The sequence below is a fragment of the Caballeronia pedi genome (genome assembly GCF_001544915.2).
Lineage (GTDB): Bacteria > Pseudomonadota > Gammaproteobacteria > Burkholderiales > Burkholderiaceae > Caballeronia > Caballeronia pedi.
The window spans coordinates 144,986-165,691 of the sequence record NZ_FCOE02000011.1; the positions used below are offsets into that span (position 1 = coordinate 144,986).

A 20,706-nucleotide genomic window follows, 5' to 3' on the forward strand; every position below is an offset into this window, starting at 1 on the left:
CGCGAGTCTTTAAAAGAGAGATTAAGCGGAATGTCGTTTGCGATAGCCGTCGAGGAAGCGCGCGATGCGGTTGATCGAATCCGCGAGATCGTCGACGTTCGGCAGAAAGACCACGCGGAAGTGATCCGGTGTCGGCCAGTTGAAGCCCGTGCCCTGCACCAGCAGCACACGCTCCTCGAGCAGCAGGTCCGTGATGAACTGCTGATCGTCCTGGATCGGGTACATCTTCGGATCGAGCTTCGGAAACATGTAGAGCGCGGCTTGCGGCTTCACGCAGGTCACGCCGGGAATGGCCGTGAGCATGTCGTATGCGAGCTCGCGCTGCTTGTAGAGACGTCCGCCCGGCACGATCAGGTCGTTGATGCTCTGATAGCCGCCGAGCGCGGTCTGGATCGCGTACTGGCCCGGCACATTCGGGCACAGGCGCATCGACGCGAGAATGCCGAGACCTTCGAGATAATCCTTCGCGCGGCGGCGGTTCTCTTCGATCAGCCCGGAAATCGCCATCCAGCCCGCGCGATAACCGCACGAACGGTAGCTCTTCGACAAACTGTTGAACGTGACCGTGATCACGTCTTCGGACAGCGCGGCCATCGACGTGTGCGTCTTGCCGTCGTAGACGATCTTGTCGTAGACCTCGTCCGCGAAAATGATCAGGCCGTGCTCGCGCGCGATCGCGATCAGGTCGCGCAGCAGTTCGTCCGAATACAGCGCGCCGGTCGGGTTGTTCGGATTGATGACGACGAGCGCCTTGGTGTTGGGCGTGATTTTCGCGCGGATGTCGTCGAGATCGGGCATCCAGCCGTTGCTCTCGTCGCACATGTAATGGCGCGGCGTGCCCGACGACAGGCTCACCGCAGCCGTCCAGAGCGGATAGTCCGGCGCCGGAAGCAGCACTTCGTCGCCGTCGTTCAGGAGCGCCTGCATCGCCATCACAATGAGTTCGGACGCGCCATTGCCGATGTAGATATCGTCCAGCTCGACGCCCGCCACGCCCTTTTGCTGCGTGTAATGCATGATCGCCTTGCGCGCGGCGAACACGCCCTTCGAATCCGAATAGCCCGACGACCCCGGCAGGTTGCGGATCATGTCCTGGATGATCTCGTCGGGCGCTTCGAAGCCGAACGGCGCCAGATTGCCGATATTGAGCTTGATGATGCGATGCCCTTCCTCTTCGAGGCGCTTCGCGTGTTCGAGCACGGGCCCGCGAATGTCGTAGCAGACGTTTTGCAGCTTGTTGGATTTGAGAATCGGTTTCACGGCTGGCGCTCTGGGTCTGGGTGTTGATGCGGACTGGTTTTTCTGATGTCGATCAGGTGCGGCTCGGCGTTCCGGACAGCCAGCCTCGTGCGCGGACGGCGAACGGGCGTTCGATGAAAACCGAGTTTGAAGCCTGAAGGCGGCTCGCCCGGACGACTCGCTCGTTCCCGAGCGCCGAACGATGCATTTTAGACGCCGCGCCAGGTAAGGCATGGGCGATGCGGACCGGATTGCGCGCCGGCGGCGGCTTGTGGCGGCGCGCGGGTGCAACGGACGGCGCACGAGCAAGCCCGGCGGCCGAAAAGTTATAATTTACTGATTATGACTCAGTTCCGCAATGCACCAAAGGAACGCGTCTGCGCGGCCCGAAGTCGACGCGCCAGAAGGTGTGCAGGCTGCTCCCGCCGTCGCGGCGAACGCTGGGTCGTCACCCTTTCCCTTGCCGGATCACTGTTTTGAAACTGCACCAGGATTCCAACAACGCGCTCAACACCATCACGAGCTACGGAGACGGTTTCGTGGCGATCAATCTCGCTCGGCACGAAGGCAGCGTGATCGTCATGCCCGAGATGCCCGTCGCGGCGTGGCCGGTGTCGTCGTTCGAGGCGCTTGCGCCCGAGCATTTCGACGCGCTCGTCGAGGCCGCGCCGGAGGTCGTCATTTTCGGCAGCGGGTCGCGGCTGCGCTTTCCGCATCCGCGCCTGACGGCGCAACTGGCGAAGCACCGCATCGGCGTCGAGACGATGGATTTCGGCGCGGCCTGCCGCACCTACAACATTCTGATGTCCGAAGGCCGCCGCGTGGCCGCCGCGCTGCTGATCGAAACCTGAGCAGGCAGCTAAGTATTCGTTAAGGAAGCGCTGGCAGACTTGCGCCGCCCGTCCGATCCCGGCGCGCGCCAGGGTCTGTCCGCGTCGAATTTGACGAATGCAGGCCGGGCGTGCGCTACACTCCCGCCCGGCGTCCGCCTTTCCGGGATGCGCCGGGCACGGCGCGATTCGCTTCGGCGGGCATTCGCCGGGATGGATTCGGGGCGTCGGTGCAAATCGCGCGGCGTGGCCGATCAATGCGAACTCGCATCGAAAATGCGTGCCTGAGTATGCGCGCGCCCATCGCCCATTTCGTTTCACTAGCGCCGCGCATCGCGGCATCGGACAGGTTGACTTCATGAACGATACGCCTTCGCGGCTACCGCTCACACGTCTTTCACTCATTCTTCTCGTTCTAGCGCTCGCGATCATCTGGTTCGCGCCGCTGGGCTATCGTCATCTCGTGCCGAGCGACGAAGGCCGCTACGCCGAGATGGCGCGCGAGATGTTCGTCACCGGCGACTGGATCACGCCGCGCTATAACGGCTACAAGTATTTCGAGAAGCCGCCGCTGCAGACCTGGGCGAACGCGCTCACGTTCGCCTGGTTCGGCATCGGCGAATGGCAGGCGCGCTTCTATACCGCGCTGGCGGGTTTCGCGGGCGTGCTGCTCGTCGGTTTCACGGGCGCGCGGGTCTTCAACGCGGTGACGGGCTTCGCGGCCGCGGTCATTCTCGCGACCTGCCCGTACTGGAACCTGATGGGCCACTTCAACACGCTCGACATGGGCCTGTCGTTCTGGATGGAGCTGACGCTCTGCGCGCTGCTGCTCGCCCAGCGCCCCGGCCTGCCGACGCGCGAAGTCCGTCTGTGGATGTGGCTCTGCTGGGCCGGCATGGGCGCGGCGGTGCTGTCGAAAGGCCTGATCGGTCTGATCCTGCCCGGCGCGACGCTCATTCTCTACTCGCTCGTCGCGCGCGACTGGGCGCTCTGGAAGCGGCTCTACATCGGCAGCGGGCTGATCGTGTTCCTGATCGTGACCGGCCCGTGGTTCGCGCTCGTGCAGATGAAGAACCCCGAGTTCTTCAATTTCTTTTTCATCGTTCAGCAGTTCAAGCGCTATCTGACGCCCGAGCAGAACCGCCCCGGCGCGTTCTATTACTTCGTGCCGGTGCTGATCGTCGGATTTCTGCCGTGGCTGTCGATCACCTTTCAGAGCGTGCGTCACGGCCTGAAGACGCCGCGCCAGCCCAACGGTTTCGCGCCCGTGACGATGCTGCTCGTCTGGTCGGCGTTCATCTTCCTGTTCTTCAGCGCGTCGCACTCCAAGCTGCTGTCCTACGTGCTGCCGATCGCGCCGGCGATCGCGCTCGTGATCGGCCTCTATCTGCCGTCGCTGACGAAGACGCGCTACCGCATGCATCTGATCGGCTATGCGGTGTTTCTGATCGCCGCGGCGTTCGGCGCGATCTTCCTCGGTCGGGCGGGCAGCGCGAACACGCCGAACGCGCTCTATCGCGAGTTCCAGATCTGGGTGTACGCGGGCCTCGCGGTCGCGTTCGTCGTGACCGTGTTCGCGATCTGGCTGAACCGGCGCAGCGTGCTCGCGGGCGCCGCCGGACTGGGCGCGGCGTGGCTGCTGCTCGGCACGATCGCTGGCTCCGGGCACGACGTGTTCGGCACACAAAGCTCCGGCGTGAAGCTCGTGCCGGCCGTGAAGGCCGCGATGGCGAAACTGCCGCCCGACACGCCGTTCTATTCGATCGCGAAGCTCGATCACACGATGCCCTTTTACCTCGATCACACGATGATCATGGTCCAGGAAGCCGACGAGCTTACGTTTGGCGTACAGACCGAACCGCAGAAATGGGTGCCGAGCATCGACGAATGGATCGGCTTGTGGGATTCGAAGCGCTACGCGCTCGCGTTGATGCCGCCGTCCCGCTACGACGAACTCGTGGCGCGTCACGTGCCGATGCAGGTGATCGCGCGCGACGAGCGCCGCGTGATCGTGGAGAAGCCGCAGCCGTGAGCTTTCAGTTCCTTCTCAGTCACGATGTTGCGCCGCACGATCGTTCGGCATTTCGCGACGAACCGAGTATCCTTGTTTCGCATTTGAAAAAGGCGCGATGAACCCGATTTCCTTCATTTGCATCATCATCGGCGTATTGTTGAACGCGTGCGCCCAGCTCCTGCTCAAAGCCGGCGTGAACGCTGTGGGCCATTTCGACCTGACACCCGCCAATATCATCCCGGTCGGCTTCAGGATCGCAACGCAGTTGCCCATCATCGGCGGGCTCGCGTGCTACGTGCTGAGCGTCGTCGTGTGGATCGTCGGGTTGTCGCGGGTGGACGTGTCGATCGCCTATCCGATGCTCTCGCTCGGTTACGTCGTCAACGCGTTCGCGGCGTGGTATCTGTTCGGCGAGGTGCTGTCGATGCAGCGGCTCATCGGCATCGGCATCATTCTGTTCGGCGTGGTGGTGCTCGCCCGCGGCTGATTCACCGAACCGAAACGTCAACCCGAAGCGTCAACCGGATCAATTCATTTCTTAAGCGCATAGTCCATGACTCAAACAACGCGGCCGTTCCTGCCATTCGTCAAACCCGAGATCGATGAAGAAACCATTCAGGGTGTCGTCGACGTGCTGCGCTCGGGCTGGATCACGACCGGCCCGCAGAATCAGCAGTTCGAAGCCGAGTTGTCGGCCTACGTAGGCGGCCGCCCGGTGCGCGCGTTCAACTCGGGCACCTGCACGATGGAAATCGGCCTGCGCATCGCGGGTGTCGGTCCGGGCGACGAAGTCATCACCACGCCGATGACCTGGGTGTCGACGGCGAACGTGATCCTCGAAGTGGGCGCGACGCCGGTGTTCGTCGACATCGATCCGGTCACGCGCAACATCGACCTGAACCTGCTCGAACGCGCGATCACGCCGCGCACGAAGGCCATCATGCCGGTCTATCTGGCGGGTTTGCCCGTCGACATGGACCGGCTCTACGAGATCGCGCGCGCCCACAAACTGCGCGTGATCGAGGACGCCGCGCAGGCGTTCGGCTCGACCTGGAAGGGCAAGCGCATCGGCGCGCTCGGCGACATCGTGTCGTTCAGCTTCCACGCGAACAAGAACGTGACGTCGATCGAAGGCGGCGCGCTCGTGCTCAACAACGAAGACGAAGCGGAACTCGCGCGCAAATACCGCTTGCAGGGCATCACGCGCACGGGCTTCGACGGCATGGACTGCGACGTGCTCGGCGGCAAGTACAACCTTACCGATGTGGCGGCGCGCGTCGGGCTCGGCCAGTTGCGCAGCGTCGAACGGTTCACCGAAAAGCGCCGCGAACTCGCGCGCGCCTACTTCGACGCGTTCGAAGGCGGCGCCGCCGTGAAGCTCGGCGTCGGCCTGCCGCCGCGCAGTTTCACCGACAGCAACTGGCACATGTTCCAGATCGCGCTGCCGCTCGAGAAGCTGACGCTCACGCGCGCGGAATTCATGGGCGAGATGAAGGAGCGCGGCGTCGGCACGGGCATTCACTATCCGGCGCTGCATCTGTTCACGCTGTATCGCGCGCGTGGCTTCACGGAAGGCATGTTCCCGCATGCGGAGCGCTATGGCGCGTCGACGGTGACATTGCCGCTCTTCACGCTGATGAGCACGGACGATGTCACGCACGTCGTGAAAACGATCGACGAGATCTGCGAACAGTTCGCAGGCGATTCGAAGCGCAACGGGTAACCCAGGGACAATCGGCGCAACATGAGTCATATTGATTTTCCGGCAACTTCCCCCGAGCTTTCGGTGATCATCCCGGTGTACAACGAGGAAGACGGCCTCGCCGCCCTCTTCCAGCGTCTGTATCCGGCGCTGGACGCGCTGAATACGTCGTACGAGGTGATCTTCATCAACGACGGCAGCCGCGACAAATCGGCCGCTTTGCTCGCGCAGCAGTTTCACGTGCGGCCCGACACCACGCGCGTCATTCTGCTCAACGGCAATTACGGCCAGCACATGGCGATTCTCGCGGGCTTCGAACAGTCGCGCGGCGATATCGTCGTCACGCTCGACGCCGACCTGCAGAATCCGCCCGAGGAGATCGCCAAGCTCGTCGAGAAGATGCGCGAGGGCTACGACTACGTCGGCACGATCCGTCAGCAGCGTCAGGACAGTCTGTGGCGCAAGAAGGCGTCGCGCGCAATGAACCGCCTGCGCGAGCGCATCACCAAGATCAAGATGACCGATCAGGGCTGCATGCTGCGCGCGTACAGCCGGCATATCATCGATACGATCAACCGTTGCGGCGAGATCAACACGTTCATTCCCGCACTCGCGTACACCTTCGCGCAGAACCCGATCGAAGTCGACGTCGCGCACGAGGAGCGCTTCGCGGGTGAATCGAAGTACTCGCTCTATAGCCTGATTCGCCTGAACTTCGATCTCGTCACCGGCTTTTCGGTCGTGCCGCTGCAATGGCTGTCGTTCATCGGTGTGATCCTGTCGGTCGGCTCGGCGGGTCTGTTCCTGCTGCTGGTGATTCGCCGCTTCATGTTCGGCGCGGAAGTCCAGGGTGTGTTCACCCTCTTCGCCATTACGTTCTTCATGCTCGGCGTGATCATCTTCGCGCTCGGGCTGCTCGGCGAATATATCGGCCGCATCTATCAGCAGGTGCGTGCGCGGCCGCGCTATCTGGTTCAGACCATTCTCGAACAGCGCGACGGTCTGCCTTCCGCGACCAAGCCGTTGCAGGAATCGGTGCAGCACGTGGCTGTCGTCACCCGCGAGGAAGACGGCCGATGAAGCCGCGCGCAGTCGTATTCGCCTATCACAACGTCGGCGTGCGTTGTCTGCAGGTGCTGCTCGCGCGCGGCGTCGAGGTCGCCCTCGTGGTCACGCACGAGGACAGCGCGAGCGAGAACATCTGGTTCGGCAGCGTCGCGCAGGTCGCGGCGGAACATGGCATCGAGACGATCACGCCCGCCGATCCGAAGTCGCCCGAGCTGTATGACGCGATCGAAACACTCGCGCCGGACTTCATCTTCTCGTTCTATTACCGGCACATGCTGCCGATATCGCTGCTCGGGCTCGCGAGGCGCGGCGCGTACAACATGCATGGCTCGCTGCTGCCGAAGTATCGTGGCCGCGTGCCGACCAACTGGGCCGTGCTCAACGGCGAAACCGAAAGCGGCGCGACGCTGCACGAAATGGCGGAGAAGCCCGACGCCGGCGCGATCCTCGCGCAGACACCCGTGCCCATTCTTCCCGACGATACCGCGGCGCTCGTCTTCGACAAGACCGTCGTCGCCGCCGAGCAGACGCTCTGGCGCGTGCTGCCCGCGCTGCTCGCGGGCGAAGCGCCGCATCTGCCGAACGATCTCGCTTCGGGCAGCTATTACGGCGGGCGCAAGCCCGAAGACGGACGCATCGACTGGTCGCAGCCGGCGCAGCGCGTCTACAACCTGATTCGCGCGGTCGCGCCGCCTTATCCGGGCGCGTTCACGGATATCGGCGCGGACCGCTTCATCGTCGCGCGGGCGCGGCTCGTGCCCGAAACGGGCGCGCCGGGCGTGTCTCCCGAAAGACTCGGTGAGCTGCGGAGTTTGCCCCCCGGCCTACGGGTGGCGGATAATGCGCTGTTTGGCGTGTGCGGCGACGGCCGCGTCATCGCCATTCACGAACTGCGCCACCGGCCGCCCGGTGCCGACGGCGAACCGTCAGGCGAAGCACGCACCGTCGATCCCGCCGAATTCGGCCGCATCATTCAATCCTCTCGTCATTCATGAAAAAAGTTCTCATCCTGGGTGTCAATGGCTTCATCGGCCATCACCTGTCCAAGCGCATCCTCGAAACCACCGACTGGGAAGTGTTCGGGATGGACATGCAAACCGATCGCCTGGGCGACCTCGCGAATCACGAGCGGATGCATTTCTTCGAAGGCGACATCACGATCAACAAGGAGTGGGTCGAGTATCACGTGAAGAAGTGCGACGTGATCCTGCCGCTCGTCGCGATCGCCACGCCCGCGACCTACGTGAAGCAGCCGCTGCGCGTGTTCGAACTCGACTTCGAAGCGAATCTGCCGATCGTGCGTTCGGCGGTGAAGTACGGCAAGCATCTGGTGTTTCCGTCCACGTCCGAGGTGTACGGCATGTGCACGGACGAGCAGTTCGATCCGGAAAACTCCGTCCTGTCCTACGGCCCGATCAACAAGCCGCGCTGGATCTACGCGTGCTCGAAGCAGCTCATGGACCGCGTGATCTGGGGCTACGGCATGGAAGGGCTGAACTTCACCCTGTTCCGCCCGTTCAACTGGATCGGCCCGGGTCTCGACTCCATCTACACGCCGAAGGAAGGTTCGTCGCGCGTGGTCACGCAGTTCCTCGGCCATATCGTGCGGGGCGAGAACATTAGCCTCGTCGACGGCGGCGCGCAGAAGCGCGCGTTCACCGACATCGACGACGGCATCGGCGCGCTGATGAAGATCATCGAGAACAAGAACGGCGTGGCGTCGGGCAAGATCTACAACATCGGCAATCCGACCAATAACTTCTCGGTGCGCGAACTCGCGAACAAGATGCTCGCGCTCGCCAACGAGTACGCCGAGTACTCGGATAACGCGAAGAAAGTGCAGCTCGTCGAGACCTCGTCGGGCGCGTACTACGGCAACGGCTATCAGGACGTGCAGAACCGCGTGCCGAAGATCGACAACACGATGCAGGAACTCGGCTGGGCGCCGCAAGCGTCCATGGACGACGCGCTGCGCAAGATCTTCGAAGCGTATCGCGGCCATGTGGGCGAAGCCCGCAAGCTCGTCGAGCAGTCGTAAGCAAGGGAACCAGGCGTGGCCCGCATCGTTCTCAAGATCGACGTCGATACGCTGCGCGGCACGCGCGAAGGCGTACCCAACCTCGGGCGTCTGCTCGACAAGTACAGCGCGCGCGCGACGTTCCTCTTCAGCCTCGGTCCCGATCACACCGGCTGGGCGCTACGGCGCGTCTTCCGGCCGGGCTTTCTGAAGAAAGTGTCGCGCACCTCCGTAGTCGAGCACTACGGCGTGAAGACGCTCATGTACGGCGTGCTGCTGCCGGGACCGGATATCGGCCGCGAAGCCGTGTCCGAGATGCGCGCGATCCACGAAGCCGGCTTCGAATGCGGCATCCATACGTGGGATCACGTCTACTGGCAGGACAACGTGCGCGCGCGCGACCGCGCGTGGACAGTCGCGCAGATGCAGCAGAGCCATGCCCGCTTCATCGAGATATTCGGCGCGCCGCCCGTCACGCACGGCGCGGCCGGCTGGCAGATGAACGGCTACGCGTTCGAGCAGATCGATGCGTGGGGCATGCGCTATGCATCCGACGGGCGCGGGCATACGCCGTACATTCCCGTGCTCGATGGCCGCACGCTCGATCACATCCAGATGCCCACCACGCTGCCGACGCTCGACGAAATCCTGGGCGTGGATGGCGTCGACGAAAGCAATGTCGCGGCGCGTCTCTTGCGTCACACGGCGAACAATCCGCACGATCAGGTGTTCACGCTGCACGCCGAGCTCGAAGGCCAGAAGCTCGCGCCGGTGTTCGAACAGTTGCTCGCTGGCTGGCGCGCGCAGGGACACACCTTCGCCACCATGGGCGACTACCATGCGACGCTGGACCGCGCGACGCTGCCCACGTACCCTGTGACGTGGGGCGAAATTCCGGGCCGCGCGGGCGAACTGATCGTGCAGCCCGGCTGAAGCGGCGCGCAGCACACTTCGAATCTCATCGTCTTTTTCTCACCAACGAACCAGAACAACCGGAGAAACTTTCGTGTCAGTCGCAGTCGACCAGCCCGTTCCCGACTTCACCGCACCCGCGACGGGTGGCGAGTTCACGCTTTCGAGCCTGCGCGGCAGGAAGGTCGTGCTCTTCTTTTACCCGAAGGACAACACGCCGGGCTGCACGACCGAAAGCCTGCAATTTCGCGACCACTACGACCAGTTCAAGGCGGTGGGCGCGGAAATCGTCGGCATCTCGCGCGACAGCGTGAAGTCGCACGACAACTTCAAGGCGAAGCTGGAACTGCCTTACACGCTGGTTTCGGACGGCGACGAAGTCATTTGCTCGCTTTTCGATGTCATCAAAATGAAGAAAATGTATGGCAAGGAAGTGCGCGGCGTCGAGCGCTCGACCTTCCTTATCGACGCGAAAGGCGTGCTTCGCCGCGAGTTCCGCGGTGTCAAGGTGCCGGGCCACGTAGAGGCTATTGTCGAGGCTGTACAAGCAATTTGAGGCACGCTATATTGGTTCGCAATGAGCGCACGTCTAGTCCAACCCATTCTTTGTAGCGCGAGCCGCCGTGTGCCTGCCGGCACGGTCGGCATGGACCCGGGCTACGTGAAGACGGCACGGCGCAGGCGCTCCGCAGCAGAAGTCAGCCGCTGGTTCCGGTAGTCGGAACGGCGGCTTTTTTATTGGCGTCGCACAAAAACCACGCCTTGAAGGCTCGCGCGATGTCCAGTGGACGCAACCCCAAGGAGCAGATCGAAACTTAGGCGAACCGGCGATTTCGACAATGAAGCGCGCCGCCGGGCGCAAACTGCGGGAACCGTACCGCTTCGAGGGCGTACGGGCAGGATGCGACAGGCGGCGCACGATATACGACCCGATTCCTTCGAGGGAACACCATGCCTTTGCCTACCGCCCCGGCCAAGCTCGGCCATCTCCTTCCGGCTGAAGAATACAAGGCCAAAGCCCGGCCTTCGAAACAGTCGAAGAAACAAGCCGCGGCGAGCGATGACGACGCGTACGGCGCGGTCGAGACCGTCGCCGCGGAGCGTCCCGCCACGAACGCCGCGCACACGCTGCGCTCGATCGCGAGCGACGTGCTCACGCAAATTCCGGCCGAACCGCATGTGGAAGCGGCCGCGCCGTCGCCCGCGGCTGGCGTCGCGCCGGCGCGCGGCCGAAAATCGAAACAGACCGCCGCGCTGCTGCAGCCGGTGCCGGCCGCGCGCACCGCGCCGGAGCCGGTCGAAGCACGCACGGAGCGCGCCGAAACGCCGGTCGCGCCCGAGGCAGCGGCTCCGTCCGCCGCGAAAGACACGCGCGCGCAGAGCAAACGCCGCAAGGGCACCACGGCCGAAGCCGAATTGCGCAAGCTTTTCGTGCTCGACACCAACGTGCTGATGCACGATCCGAGTTCGCTGTTCCGTTTCGAGGAGCACGACGTCTATCTGCCGATGATGACGTTGGAAGAACTCGACAATCACAAGAAGGGCATGTCGGAAGTGGCGCGCAATGCGCGTCAGGTGAGCCGCACGCTCGATGCGCTCGTCGCCAACGCGGGCAAGATGACGGAAGGCATTCCGCTGGCCGCGCAAGGCAACCGGGACGCGCTCGGCCGCCTCTACTTCCAGACGACGCTCACGGACATCGAACCGGTGGAAGGCTTGCCCGTCGGCAAGGCGGACAACCAGATTCTCGGCGTCGTGCGCGCGTTGCAGAAGGAGCGTCCGGATCGTCAGGTCGTGCTGGTGTCGAAAGACATCAACATGCGCATCAAGGCGCATGCGCTCGGCCTGCCCGCCGAAGACTATTTCAACGATCAGGTTCTCGAAGACAAGGATCTGCTCTATTCGGGCGTGCGCGCGCTGCCGCAGGACTTCTGGACCCGGCACGCGAAGGGCATGGAGAGCTGGCAGGACACCAAGACCGGCACCACGTATTACCGCGTGACCGGGCCGCTGTGTCCGTCGATGCTCGTCAACGAGTTCGTGTATCTGGAACCGCAGAACGGCGAGCCGTCGTTCCACGCGGTCGTGCGCGAACTGAACGGCAAGACCGCGCTGTTGCAGACGCTGCGTGACTACGGCCATCACAAGAACAACGTGTGGGGCATCACGGCGCGCAACCGTGAACAGAACTTCGCGCTGAACCTGTTGATGAATCCGGAAGTCGATTTCGTCACGCTGCTCGGCCAGGCGGGTACCGGCAAGACGCTGATGGCGCTCGCCGCCGGCCTCGCGCAAGTGCTCGACGACAAGCGCTACAACGAAATCATCGTGACGCGCGCGACGGTGCCGGTCGGCGAGGATATCGGTTTTCTGCCGGGCACCGAGGAAGAGAAGATGCAGCCGTGGATGGGCGCCTTCGACGATAACCTCGAAGTGCTGCAAAAAACCGACGACGCCGCCGGCGAATGGGGCCGCGCCGCGACGCAGGAGCTGATCCGTTCGCGCCTGAAGGTGAAGAGCATGAACTTCATGCGCGGGCGCACATTCGTCGACAAGTACGTGATCATCGACGAAGCGCAGAATCTGACGCCGAAGCAGATGAAGACGCTCGTCACGCGCGCGGGTCCGGGCACGAAAATCGTGTGCCTCGGCAATATCGCGCAGATCGACACGCCTTATCTGACCGAAGGCAGTTCGGGGCTCACCTATGTGGTCGATCGATTCAAGGGCTGGACGCACAGCGGTCACGTGACGCTCGCGCGCGGCGAGCGCTCGCGTCTGGCCGATTACGCGTCCGACATTCTGTAAGCGCCCGGCATTCATTGCGGGTCAGACGGCCCGGTGGAGCAATCCACCGGGCCATTTTCTTTTCGTCGGACGTTTCCCGCTTGCAACACTTACGGCACAAACTTCATGTAAAACCTGAGGACGTCTTGCCGCACGCCCGTTCGGGGGATTAGTATCGGCACACTGCCCTTCCTGGCGACTTTTTGGTCGCCTTTCTGCAATGCGTCGAATCTGGCTGCCGCTTCTCGTTACCGTTTTGCTCGCCGCGTGTGGCAGCGCGCCGCAGCAGGCGGCACGTCAGCCTGCCGCCAGCGCGAATGCGAATCGCACTTACAAGCCGCCGGCCGGTTTCCCGACCTTCGTCGATCACAGCGTCGGGCGCGAGGAAATCTCCATCCAGGCGATGTCGCTCGTCGGCGTGCCTTACCGCTGGGGCGGCAATACGCCCGATGCCGGTTTCGATTGCAGCGGGCTCGTGCGTTATGTCGTCGATCGCGCGGCGTCGGTCAATCTGCCGCGCACGACGGCGGAGATGAGTTCGCGTGGCGAATCGATCGAGCCGGACGGCGTCGCGCCGGGCGATCTGATCTTTTTCAACACGACCGGACGGCCGCATTCGCATGTCGGCATTTATGTGGGCAAGCTGCGCTTCGTGAATGCGCCGTCGACGGGCGGCACCGTGCGGCTCGACTATCTGACCAATCCCTATTGGGCGAAACGGTTCGACGGCATTCGCCGCGTCGCGCCGCCGAAGTCCGCGCCTGCGCCGTTCGACGCACCGGTTTATCTGGCATCGCCTGCTCCCGCGCAAACGCCGACGCCGCCGACGACGAACGCTGACGCTTTCGAACCACCGCCCTCCACGCTCACCGCCGCGCAGCGCCAGTCGCAAGCTGCGGGCGCGACTGCGCCTCAAGCGGCCGTCGCCACCAGCGCCGCGCCCGATCCGATCCAGGCCGCCGCCGACGCCTTCGAGCCGCCTCCTCCGACCTCGAACGCAGCACGCCAGCAGGCGCGCACCGCGCAAGCCACAGCCGATCCAATTGAACCGCCCGTGCGCGTGATGCGCGCCTCCACCGGATCGCTCGCCGCGCCGCGTCCGGCTCAGACCGACGATCCCATCGCCCGCTTCGCCACCGGCACGAACTGACGCGCGCCGCGCGTCTCTGCTATCGTGTTCCGATCATTCTTCGACGGAGCGCAACACCATGGACCTGGGACTCGCGGGCAAGGTCGTCCTGATCACGGGCGGCAGCAAGGGAATCGGATTTGCATGTGCGAAAGCGTTCGCGAGCGAAGGCGCGAAAGTCGCGATCGTGTCGCGCGATGCCGCGAATCTCGCCCGCGCCCGCGAGCAACTGGCCAGCGTCGGACATCACATTCATCTCGCGCGCGCCGACTTGCATGAAGCGCACAGCGCCGAAGATGTCGTCGAGGAAGCGAGCGCCGCGCTGGGACCGATCGACATTCTCATCAACAGCGCCGGCGCCGCCCGGCGCTACGATCCCGACACGCTCGACGCCGCCGCCTACAAGGCGGCCATGGACGCGAAATACTTCTCCTATGTCTATCCGCAGCAGGTCGTGCTGAAGCGCATGGCCGAGCGCCTGCGCAACGATCCGAAGGCCGAGCCGGGCGCCATCGTGAATATCGTGGGAATGGGCGGGAAGATCGCGACGGACATCCATATCGCGGGTGGCGCGGCCAATGCGGCGCTGATGCTCAATACCGTCGGCCTCGCGCATCACTACGCGAAGCTCGGCATTCGCATCAACGCGATCAATCCGGGCGCGACGCTTACCGAGCGCGTCGAGGAAGCGCTCGAACTGGAAGCGAAACGGCAAGGCGTCACGCGCGATCAGGTGCTCGCCGAGAGCCAGGCCAAAGTGCCGCTCGGCCGTTACGCGAAGCCGGAGGAAATCGCCGACGTGGCGCTCTTTCTGGCGAGCCGCCGCGCGAGTTATGTATCGGGCGCGATCATTCCGATGGACGGAGTGTCGTCGCCGATCATCTGATGCGCTGCAGCCCCGACGCGATGCGGGGCCGAAGGCAAGGTTCGATGCTTACAGGAACTGGTGGCCGACCCACCAGCCGGCCGCCGCGAGCGCGGCGGAAGCCGGAATCGTCAGAATCCACGCCCACACGATATTGCCCGCGACGCCCCAGCGCACCGCGCTGAACTTTTGCGTCGCGCCGACGCCGACGATTGCGCCGGTGATCGTGTGCGTCGTCGAAACGGGAATGCCGAGGAAGGATGCGACGAACAGTGTGATCGCCCCGCCCGTCTCCGCGCAGAAACCGCCGACCGGCTTCAGCTTGGTGATCTTCTGCCCCATCGTGCGCACGATGCGCCAGCCGCCGAACAGCGTACCGAGGCCCATCGACAAATAGCACAGGCCGATGACCCAGACCGGCGGCGCGTCGGCGGTCGCGGAAGCGTAGCCCGTCGCGATCAGCAGCATCCAGATGATGCCGATGGTCTTCTGCGCGTCGTTGCCGCCGTGGCCGAGCGAATAGAGACCGGCCGAGACGAGCTGCATGCGGCGAAAACGCCGGTCAACCTTCGAGGGCGGCGTGCGGAAATACAGCCACGACACCAGCAGCATGAAGAACGAGCCGAGCACGAAGCCGAGCAGCGGCGAGATGAAGATGAACGCGACCGTCTTGAGCAGCCCGTCCCAGTTGAGCGACGCCCAGCCCGACTTGGCGAGCGCCGCACCGACCAGACCGCCGATCAGGGCGTGCGACGAACTCGACGGAATACCGTAATGCCAGGTGACGATATTCCAGCCGATCGCGCCCACGAGCGCGCCGAAGATGACGTAGTGATCGACGATCTCCGGATCGATCGTGCCCTTGCCGACGGTCGCGGCCACTTTCAGGTGAAAGATGAAATACGCGATGACGTTGAACGCCGCAGCGAACGCGACCGCCTGCTGTGGCTTGAGCACGCCGGTCGAGACGACCGTCGCGATGGAATTGGCGGCGTCGTGAAAGCCGTTCATGAAGTCGAACGCGAGTGCGACTATGACGAGCAAGGCGACTGCCCAGATGGCGAGTTGAATCGAATGCATCGGTTGGTGTTGTTTTGACCGGTCTTGTACTGCGCTGGCCGGTTTGTCGTCCCGGTTTTTTGGTGCCCCGCCGCGCGCGGGCCTGCCGCGCGCCGGGGGCTCGGACGGCTTGATCAGGCGTTTTCCAGCACGATGCCTTCGATGATGTTCGCGACGTCTTCACATTTGTCGGTAATCGTCTCGAGAAGCTCGTAGATCGCCTTCAGCTTGATGAGCGTCTTCACGTCGTCTTCCTCGCGGAAGAGCTTCGACATTGCGGAACGCAGCACGCGGTCCGCATCCGACTCCAGGCGGTCGATTTCTTCGCAGATCTTCAGAATCTCGCTCGCACGCTTCATGTCCGCCAGCAATTCGACCGCCTTCTGCACGCGCGTGACGGTGCCCGTGCAGATATGCGCGAGCTGGCTCGCCTCGGACGTCACCGCGCGCACGTCATACAGCGAAATGGCCGTCGCGACGTCCTCCATCAGATCGAGGATGTCGTCCATCGTCGTGATGAGCTTATGGATTTCGTCGCGGTCGAGCGGCGTGATGAACGTCTTGTGCAGCAAATCGATGGTTTCGTGCGTGAGCTTGTCGGCGCGCTTCTCGTTCGCCTGCACGTTCTGCTTGTGAACCTCGGCGTCGTCGAGGTTGTCGATCAGCAGTTCGAGCTCGTGGCTTGCATCGACCATGCATTTCGCGTGCGCGTTGAAGATCTCGAAGAATTTGCCCTCGGTGGGCATGAAACGACCGAACATGAAATTCCCGCTAAGTGGGTCAATTTTGAGACATACATCAAACTGACATATTGTACCTGCGCACATCAGCCGCCGCACCGCGCGTGCCTGACGCGCGGCTTGTGACAATGCGAGGACTTGACAGCGGATGCGGTAGACGGCTTTTACTCGCCGCCGTAAAAGTTCTGCGCGCCGGCGAAGTTGTCGAACTTCGTGTACTGACCGTGGAAAGTCAGGCGCACCGGCCCGATCGGACCGTTACGCTGCTTGCCGATGATGATTTCCGCGGTGCCCTTGTCGGGGCTGTCGGGATTGTAGACTTCGTCGCGGTAGATGAAGAGGATCACGTCCGCGTCCTGCTCGATAGCGCCCGATTCGCGCAAGTCCGACATGATCGGACGTTTGTTCGGCCGCTGTTCGAGACCGCGATTCAACTGCGACAGCGCGATCACCGGCACGTCGAGTTCCTTCGCGAGGCCTTTGAGCGAGCGCGAGATTTCGGAGATTTCGGTTGCGCGGTTTTCGCCGCCGCCCGAGCCCGACATGAGCTGCAGGTAATCGACGATGATCAGGCCGAGCTTGCCGCATTGCCGCGACAGACGCCGCGCGCGCGAGCGCAGTTCCATCGGGTTCAGGCCGCCGGTTTCGTCGATGAAAAGCTGCGCCTCGCTCATTTTCTGCACGGCGTGCGTGAGCTTCGGCCAATCTTCGTCCGTGAGACGGCCCGTACGCATGCGGTGCTGATCGAGCCGGCCGACCGAGCCGAGCATACGCATCGTAAGCTGGGTGCCCGGCATTTCCATCGAGAACACCGCGACGGGCAAGCCGTACTCCACCGCGACATATTCGCCGACGTTCATCGAGAACGCGGTTTTACCCATCGACGGGCGGCCCGCGACGATGATCAGTTCGCCGCCGTGCATGCCCGAGGTCATGCGGTCGAGATCGACGAAGCCCGTGGGCGTGCCGGTCACATCGCTCGGATTGGCTGTGTGATACAGCGTGTCGATGCGCTCGACGACCTGCGTGAGCAGCGGCCCGATTTCCAGAAAGCCCTGCGTGCCGCGTGCGCCGTCTTCGGCGATAGAAAACACGCGCGCTTCGGCTTCGTCGAGAATCTGCCGGACTTCCTTGCCTTGCGGATTGAATGCGTCGGCTGAGATTTCATCCGCGACCGAGACGAGACGGCGCAGCACGGCGCGATCGCGCACGATCTCCGCATAGCGGCGGATATTCGCCGCGCTGGGCGTGTTCTGCGCGAGCGCGTTCAGATAGGCGAGCCCGCCGACTTCCTCGGCCTTGCCGGCCATCGTGAGCGCTTCGTGGACGGTGATCACGTCCGCCGGGCGCGTCGTCGCGATCAGCTTGCCGATGTGCTCATAGATGATGCGATGGTCATAGCGATAGAAATCGCTCTGATGCATGACGTCGGCGATACGGTCCCATGCGGCGTTGTCCAGCAGCAGGCCGCCGATTACGGATTGCTCGGCTTCGATCGAATGCGGCGGGACCTTCAGCGCGTCGAGTTGCGGGTCTTTGGACGGAGCGTTCATGGGGTGGAATTATCAACGAAATGACGCGGTCGTTGTTATGTTCAGACAAACAAAAAAGGCAGGAACCGGCGGGTTTTTACCCTTGGTTCCTGCCCTTCTTTCCTGCGCGCGAGGCGTGAAGCCTCGCTTGAAACTTACGCGTGCTCGCCCAGCACCGACACCGTGACGTCGACGAGGACGTCCGTGTGCAGCGCGACTTGAACTGCGTGGTCGCCGACGATCTTCAGCGGGCCTTGCGGCAGACGCACTTGCGCCTTTTCCACTTCCGCGAAACCTTGCGACTTCAGCGCTTCAGCGATGTCCGCGTTCGTGACCGAACCGAACAGACGGCCGTCGACGCCAGCCTTCTGCGAGATCTGAACGGTAAAACCGCTCAGCTTTTCGCCTTGAGCTTGCGCGGCTGCCAGCTTTTCAGCGGCGACCTTTTCGAGTTCGGCGCGGCGAACTTCGAATTCAGCGATTGCGTCCTTCGTGGCGCGGCGAGCCTTCTTGCCGGGGATCAGGAAGTTACGTGCGTAGCCGTCCTTGACCTTGACGATATCGCCGAGGTTGCCCAGGTTGACGACCTTTTCCAAAAGAATGATTTGCATTTTTGGCTTTCCTTAGTGCGTCGTCTGATTAGGCCTTGTGCAGGTCGGTGTACGGCAGGAGCGCGAGGAAACGCGCGCGCTTGATCGCCGTGTCGAGCTGGCGCTGATAGTGCGCCTTCGTGCCAGTCAGACGAGCCGGCGTGATCTTGCCGTTTTCGCCGATGAAGTCCTTCAGCGTTTCCGTGTCCTTGTAGTCGATGTACTCGACACCGGCTGCCGTGAAACGGCAGAACTTCTTGCGCTTGAAGAGCGGGTTTTGTTGCTGACGACGCTTGTCGAATTTCTTACCAGTCGGGCGGGGCATGATTAGTCCTTTCCAATGTCCTGCAATTCTGTGATGTGAAACACCAGGGTTCGCGCGTTACGGCTCTTCTTCGCCAGAAAGCCGGTGAAGCGTGTTTCGACGCCCATCGGACAGCTTTCCAGCCTGCCGCTCGCTTCTCCGGCCGCGACCGCCTGCAGTGTCAGTTCGATCTTTCGGGCGATGCCCGCTTCGACGACTTCTGCCGCGTGTTGCAACGTGCAGCTTGCGATCGGGATGCCGGCGGGCGTGTACCGCACCGGTTCGCGTTCCACGACGCTTGCTGTCAGTTGCAGCCGGTTCACTTAAAGTGTTCGTTCCTGGTGGCTTGACAGTTCGAAACTGTCCTTAAGCCTGCGCTTCGGACGGCTGGCTGGCCGCCTTCTTGGCTTCTTCGCGCTGCACTTCCTTCATCATCGGCGACGGGCCGGCTTCGGCCTTCTTCATCTTGACGATGAGGTGACGCAGAACGGCGTCGTTGAACTTGAACGCGTGTTCGAGTTCTTCGAGCGTGGTCTGGTCGCATTCGATGTTCATGCAGACGTAGTGAGCCTTCGCGAGTTTCTCGATCATGTAGGCCAGTTGGCGACGGCCCCAGTCTTCGATGCGGTGGATCTGGCCACCGTGCGACGTGATCGTGCCCTTGTAGCGCTCGATCATGGCGGGCACTTGCTCGCTCTGATCGGGGTGCACGATAAAGACGATTTCGTAATGACGCATATTCACTCCTTGTGCTGACTTATGGATAAAAGCCACCCGGGCGTCGGACCGGTGCGGCAAGTGAGAAGCCAAAGATTATAGCTTTTTGTATGCGCTCACGCAAATGCAATTTCGATCGCATTTTCAAGCAGTTAGCGTCCGTGCGCATGCTCCGGCTGCGGTTCTCCGGGAAGTGTCAGGCGACGGCTCCAGTAACCGGGCTGCGCATAGATTTCCTTAAGATAATCAATGAAGTAGCGCACGCGCGCCGGCACGTAACGTTGCTGCGGATAGACCGCGAGAATGTCGTAATCGGGCAATTCGAACTCGTCGAGCACGGTTTCAAGTTCGCCCGATTCCAGTTGCCGCTGGATTTCCCACGTCGAGCGCCAGCCGAGCCCTAGCCCCTCCGACGCCCAGCGGTGCAGCAACTCGCCGTCGTTGCAATCGAGACTGCCGGTGACGCGCACGGTCACGACCTTGCCGTTGCGCCGGAAATACCAGCCGCGATTCTGGCCGCCCTGCAGATTGAACGCGAGGCAATTGTGATTCGGCAAGTCTTCGAGCGCTTTCGGCCTGCCGTGCTTCTTGAAATAGGCAGGCGTGCCGCACACAACGCGCCGGTTGCTGGCCAGCTTCACCGCGACGAAGTTCGGATCGACCGCTCCACCAATGCGAATCGACAGATCGTAACCCTCGCGCACCAGATCGACGACGCGATCAGTCAGATTGAACGACATCTGCAATTCCGGCTTGTCCGCGAGGAACGCGGGCGCGTGCGGCGCGACGTGCATGCGGCCGAACGCCGCCGGCGCCGACACGATCAGATGCCCGCCCACCGCGCGCCGCCCCGCTGCGAGTTCGTTTTCCGCCTGATCCCATTCCGACAGCAGATTCCTGCAGCGGTCGAGAAACGCCGCGCCCTCTTCGCTCACGACGAGTCGCCGCGTCGAGCGATACATCAGCTTCACCCCGAGGCGTTTTTCGAGCGCGTCGATGCGCCGCCCGAGTATCACCGGCGACACGCCCTCCTCCAGCGCCGCCGCGGCGAGGCTCCCCGCCTCGGCCACGCGCACGAAAGTCTCTATCTGCTTGAAGCGGTCCATCTCTCGTCTCCAGCCGCCAGACCGCGCGGAACGGGCATTCCATACTTTTTGTTTGGGAAAAAGCGACTTCGGCTGATCTTATCAAACCTTTTTCA

Annotated in this window: 21 protein-coding genes; 12 read left to right on the forward strand and 9 right to left on the reverse strand. The window is 62.9% G+C overall.

What is annotated here, in order from left to right; all coding sequences use genetic code 11:
• Positions 1 to 21 precede the first annotated feature (21 nt).
• Entirely contained in the window at positions 22 to 1,260 is a 1,239-nt protein-coding gene (locus AWB80_RS18810; protein WP_061176166.1) for a pyridoxal phosphate-dependent aminotransferase, read from the reverse strand.
• A gap of 455 nt (positions 1,261 to 1,715) precedes the next feature.
• Here AWB80_RS18810 and AWB80_RS18815 point away from each other — a divergent pair, with 455 nt between their 5' ends.
• The 12 genes from AWB80_RS18815 to AWB80_RS18875 all read left to right on the forward strand — a co-directional run bounded on the left by AWB80_RS18815 (position 1,716) and on the right by AWB80_RS18875 (position 14,584).
• Positions 1,716 to 2,090, forward strand: coding sequence for an Mth938-like domain-containing protein (locus tag AWB80_RS18815; protein ID WP_061176167.1), 375 nt, complete (start codon positions 1,716 to 1,718; stop codon positions 2,088 to 2,090).
• A 337-nt stretch (positions 2,091 to 2,427) separates the two neighbouring features.
• Positions 2,428 to 4,101: a glycosyltransferase family 39 protein gene (locus tag AWB80_RS18820; protein ID WP_061176241.1), complete on the forward strand. Its 1,674-nt coding sequence runs from the start codon at positions 2,428 to 2,430 to the stop codon at positions 4,099 to 4,101.
• A 97-nt stretch (positions 4,102 to 4,198) separates the two neighbouring features.
• On the forward strand, positions 4,199 to 4,570 hold the full coding sequence (locus tag AWB80_RS18825; RefSeq protein WP_061176168.1) for an SMR family transporter: 372 nt from the start codon (positions 4,199 to 4,201) through the stop codon (positions 4,568 to 4,570).
• A gap of 66 nt (positions 4,571 to 4,636) precedes the next feature.
• Positions 4,637 to 5,806 carry a DegT/DnrJ/EryC1/StrS family aminotransferase gene (locus AWB80_RS18830; protein WP_061176169.1) on the forward strand — a complete coding sequence of 390 codons (1,170 nt, stop codon included), beginning with the start codon at positions 4,637 to 4,639 and terminating at the stop codon, positions 5,804 to 5,806.
• Positions 5,807 to 5,827: 21 nt separating this feature from the next.
• The gene (locus tag AWB80_RS18835) at positions 5,828 to 6,865 is read left to right on the forward strand and encodes a glycosyltransferase (protein WP_061176170.1); all 1,038 of its coding nucleotides are present in this window, start codon (positions 5,828 to 5,830) and stop codon (positions 6,863 to 6,865) included.
• Entirely contained in the window at positions 6,862 to 7,848 is a 987-nt protein-coding gene (locus AWB80_RS18840; protein ID WP_061176171.1) for a formyltransferase, read from the forward strand. Before AWB80_RS18835 ends, AWB80_RS18840 begins: the two co-directional genes overlap by 4 nt.
• Positions 7,845 to 8,891: a bifunctional UDP-4-keto-pentose/UDP-xylose synthase gene (locus AWB80_RS18845; protein ID WP_061176172.1), complete on the forward strand. Its 1,047-nt coding sequence runs from the start codon at positions 7,845 to 7,847 to the stop codon at positions 8,889 to 8,891. The genes AWB80_RS18840 and AWB80_RS18845 overlap by 4 nt, the downstream gene beginning before the upstream one ends.
• Positions 8,892 to 8,906: 15 nt before the next feature.
• Entirely contained in the window at positions 8,907 to 9,803 is an 897-nt protein-coding gene (locus AWB80_RS18850; RefSeq protein WP_061176173.1) for a polysaccharide deacetylase family protein, read from the forward strand.
• Between the two features lie 73 nt (positions 9,804 to 9,876).
• Positions 9,877 to 10,338 carry a peroxiredoxin gene (locus AWB80_RS18855; RefSeq protein WP_061176174.1) on the forward strand — a complete coding sequence of 154 codons (462 nt, stop codon included), beginning with the start codon at positions 9,877 to 9,879 and terminating at the stop codon, positions 10,336 to 10,338.
• 395 nt (positions 10,339 to 10,733) lie between these two features.
• Positions 10,734 to 12,590, forward strand: coding sequence for a PhoH family protein (locus tag AWB80_RS18865; RefSeq protein ID WP_061176175.1), 1,857 nt, complete (start codon positions 10,734 to 10,736; stop codon positions 12,588 to 12,590).
• Positions 12,591 to 12,789: 199 nt separating this feature from the next.
• Positions 12,790 to 13,719, forward strand: a complete 930-nt coding sequence (locus AWB80_RS18870; RefSeq protein ID WP_061176176.1) for a C40 family peptidase — start codon at positions 12,790 to 12,792, stop codon at positions 13,717 to 13,719.
• A gap of 58 nt (positions 13,720 to 13,777) precedes the next feature.
• Positions 13,778 to 14,584 (forward strand): SDR family oxidoreductase, encoded by an 807-nt coding sequence (locus AWB80_RS18875; RefSeq protein WP_061176177.1) that lies wholly within the window; start codon positions 13,778 to 13,780, stop codon positions 14,582 to 14,584.
• Between the two features lie 48 nt (positions 14,585 to 14,632).
• Here the strand turns inward: AWB80_RS18875 and AWB80_RS18880 are convergent, their stop codons facing one another.
• The 8 genes from AWB80_RS18880 to AWB80_RS18915 all read right to left on the reverse strand — a co-directional run bounded on the left by AWB80_RS18880 (position 14,633) and on the right by AWB80_RS18915 (position 20,611).
• The gene (locus tag AWB80_RS18880; protein WP_061176178.1) at positions 14,633 to 15,643 is read right to left on the reverse strand and encodes an inorganic phosphate transporter; all 1,011 of its coding nucleotides are present in this window, start codon (positions 15,641 to 15,643) and stop codon (positions 14,633 to 14,635) included.
• A gap of 113 nt (positions 15,644 to 15,756) precedes the next feature.
• A complete protein-coding gene (locus AWB80_RS18885) occupies positions 15,757 to 16,383 on the reverse strand; it encodes a DUF47 domain-containing protein (RefSeq protein WP_061176179.1) in 627 nt (208 codons plus the stop codon).
• Between the two features lie 143 nt (positions 16,384 to 16,526).
• The gene (locus AWB80_RS18890; RefSeq protein WP_061176180.1) at positions 16,527 to 17,915 is read right to left on the reverse strand and encodes a replicative DNA helicase; all 1,389 of its coding nucleotides are present in this window, start codon (positions 17,913 to 17,915) and stop codon (positions 16,527 to 16,529) included.
• Positions 17,916 to 18,049: 134 nt separating this feature from the next.
• A complete protein-coding gene (gene rplI, locus AWB80_RS18895) occupies positions 18,050 to 18,505 on the reverse strand; it encodes a 50S ribosomal protein L9 (protein WP_061176181.1) in 456 nt (151 codons plus the stop codon).
• Between the two features lie 28 nt (positions 18,506 to 18,533).
• Positions 18,534 to 18,809, reverse strand: coding sequence for a 30S ribosomal protein S18 (rpsR, locus tag AWB80_RS18900; RefSeq protein ID WP_007000150.1), 276 nt, complete (start codon positions 18,807 to 18,809; stop codon positions 18,534 to 18,536).
• Between the two features lie 2 nt (positions 18,810 to 18,811).
• Positions 18,812 to 19,111 carry a primosomal replication protein N gene (gene priB / locus AWB80_RS18905; protein WP_007000151.1) on the reverse strand — a complete coding sequence of 100 codons (300 nt, stop codon included), beginning with the start codon at positions 19,109 to 19,111 and terminating at the stop codon, positions 18,812 to 18,814.
• A gap of 43 nt (positions 19,112 to 19,154) precedes the next feature.
• Complete coding sequence (gene rpsF / locus AWB80_RS18910) at positions 19,155 to 19,526, reverse strand: 30S ribosomal protein S6 (RefSeq protein WP_061176182.1); 372 nt, start codon at positions 19,524 to 19,526, stop codon at positions 19,155 to 19,157.
• Between the two features lie 131 nt (positions 19,527 to 19,657).
• The gene (locus AWB80_RS18915) at positions 19,658 to 20,611 is read right to left on the reverse strand and encodes a LysR family transcriptional regulator (protein WP_061176183.1); all 954 of its coding nucleotides are present in this window, start codon (positions 20,609 to 20,611) and stop codon (positions 19,658 to 19,660) included.
• Positions 20,612 to 20,706: the final 95 nt, after the last annotated feature.

Excerpts from the sequence above, each read along its gene's own strand:
- AWB80_RS18820 (WP_061176241.1), top strand. The coding sequence starts at position 2,428 with ATGAACGATACGCCTTCGCGGCTACCGCTCACACGTCTTTCACTCATT.
- AWB80_RS18825 (WP_061176168.1), top strand. The coding sequence starts at position 4,199 with ATGAACCCGATTTCCTTCATTTGCATCATCATCGGCGTATTGTTGAAC.
- AWB80_RS18830 (WP_061176169.1), top strand. The coding sequence starts at position 4,637 with ATGACTCAAACAACGCGGCCGTTCCTGCCATTCGTCAAACCCGAGATC.
- AWB80_RS18835 (WP_061176170.1), top strand. The coding sequence starts at position 5,828 with ATGAGTCATATTGATTTTCCGGCAACTTCCCCCGAGCTTTCGGTGATC.
- AWB80_RS18840 (WP_061176171.1), top strand. The coding sequence starts at position 6,862 with ATGAAGCCGCGCGCAGTCGTATTCGCCTATCACAACGTCGGCGTGCGT.
- AWB80_RS18845 (WP_061176172.1), top strand. The coding sequence starts at position 7,845 with ATGAAAAAAGTTCTCATCCTGGGTGTCAATGGCTTCATCGGCCATCAC.
- AWB80_RS18865 (WP_061176175.1), top strand. The coding sequence starts at position 10,734 with ATGCCTTTGCCTACCGCCCCGGCCAAGCTCGGCCATCTCCTTCCGGCT.
- AWB80_RS18870 (WP_061176176.1), top strand. The coding sequence starts at position 12,790 with ATGCGTCGAATCTGGCTGCCGCTTCTCGTTACCGTTTTGCTCGCCGCG.
- AWB80_RS18875 (WP_061176177.1), top strand. The coding sequence starts at position 13,778 with ATGGACCTGGGACTCGCGGGCAAGGTCGTCCTGATCACGGGCGGCAGC.
- AWB80_RS18880 (WP_061176178.1), bottom strand. The coding sequence starts at position 15,643 with ATGCATTCGATTCAACTCGCCATCTGGGCAGTCGCCTTGCTCGTCATA.
- AWB80_RS18885 (WP_061176179.1), bottom strand. The coding sequence starts at position 16,383 with ATGTTCGGTCGTTTCATGCCCACCGAGGGCAAATTCTTCGAGATCTTC.
- AWB80_RS18890 (WP_061176180.1), bottom strand. The coding sequence starts at position 17,915 with ATGAACGCTCCGTCCAAAGACCCGCAACTCGACGCGCTGAAGGTCCCG.
- rplI (WP_061176181.1), bottom strand. The coding sequence starts at position 18,505 with ATGCAAATCATTCTTTTGGAAAAGGTCGTCAACCTGGGCAACCTCGGC.
- rpsR (WP_007000150.1), bottom strand. The coding sequence starts at position 18,809 with ATGCCCCGCCCGACTGGTAAGAAATTCGACAAGCGTCGTCAGCAACAA.
- rpsF (WP_061176182.1), bottom strand. The coding sequence starts at position 19,526 with ATGCGTCATTACGAAATCGTCTTTATCGTGCACCCCGATCAGAGCGAG.
- AWB80_RS18915 (WP_061176183.1), bottom strand. The coding sequence starts at position 20,611 with ATGGACCGCTTCAAGCAGATAGAGACTTTCGTGCGCGTGGCCGAGGCG.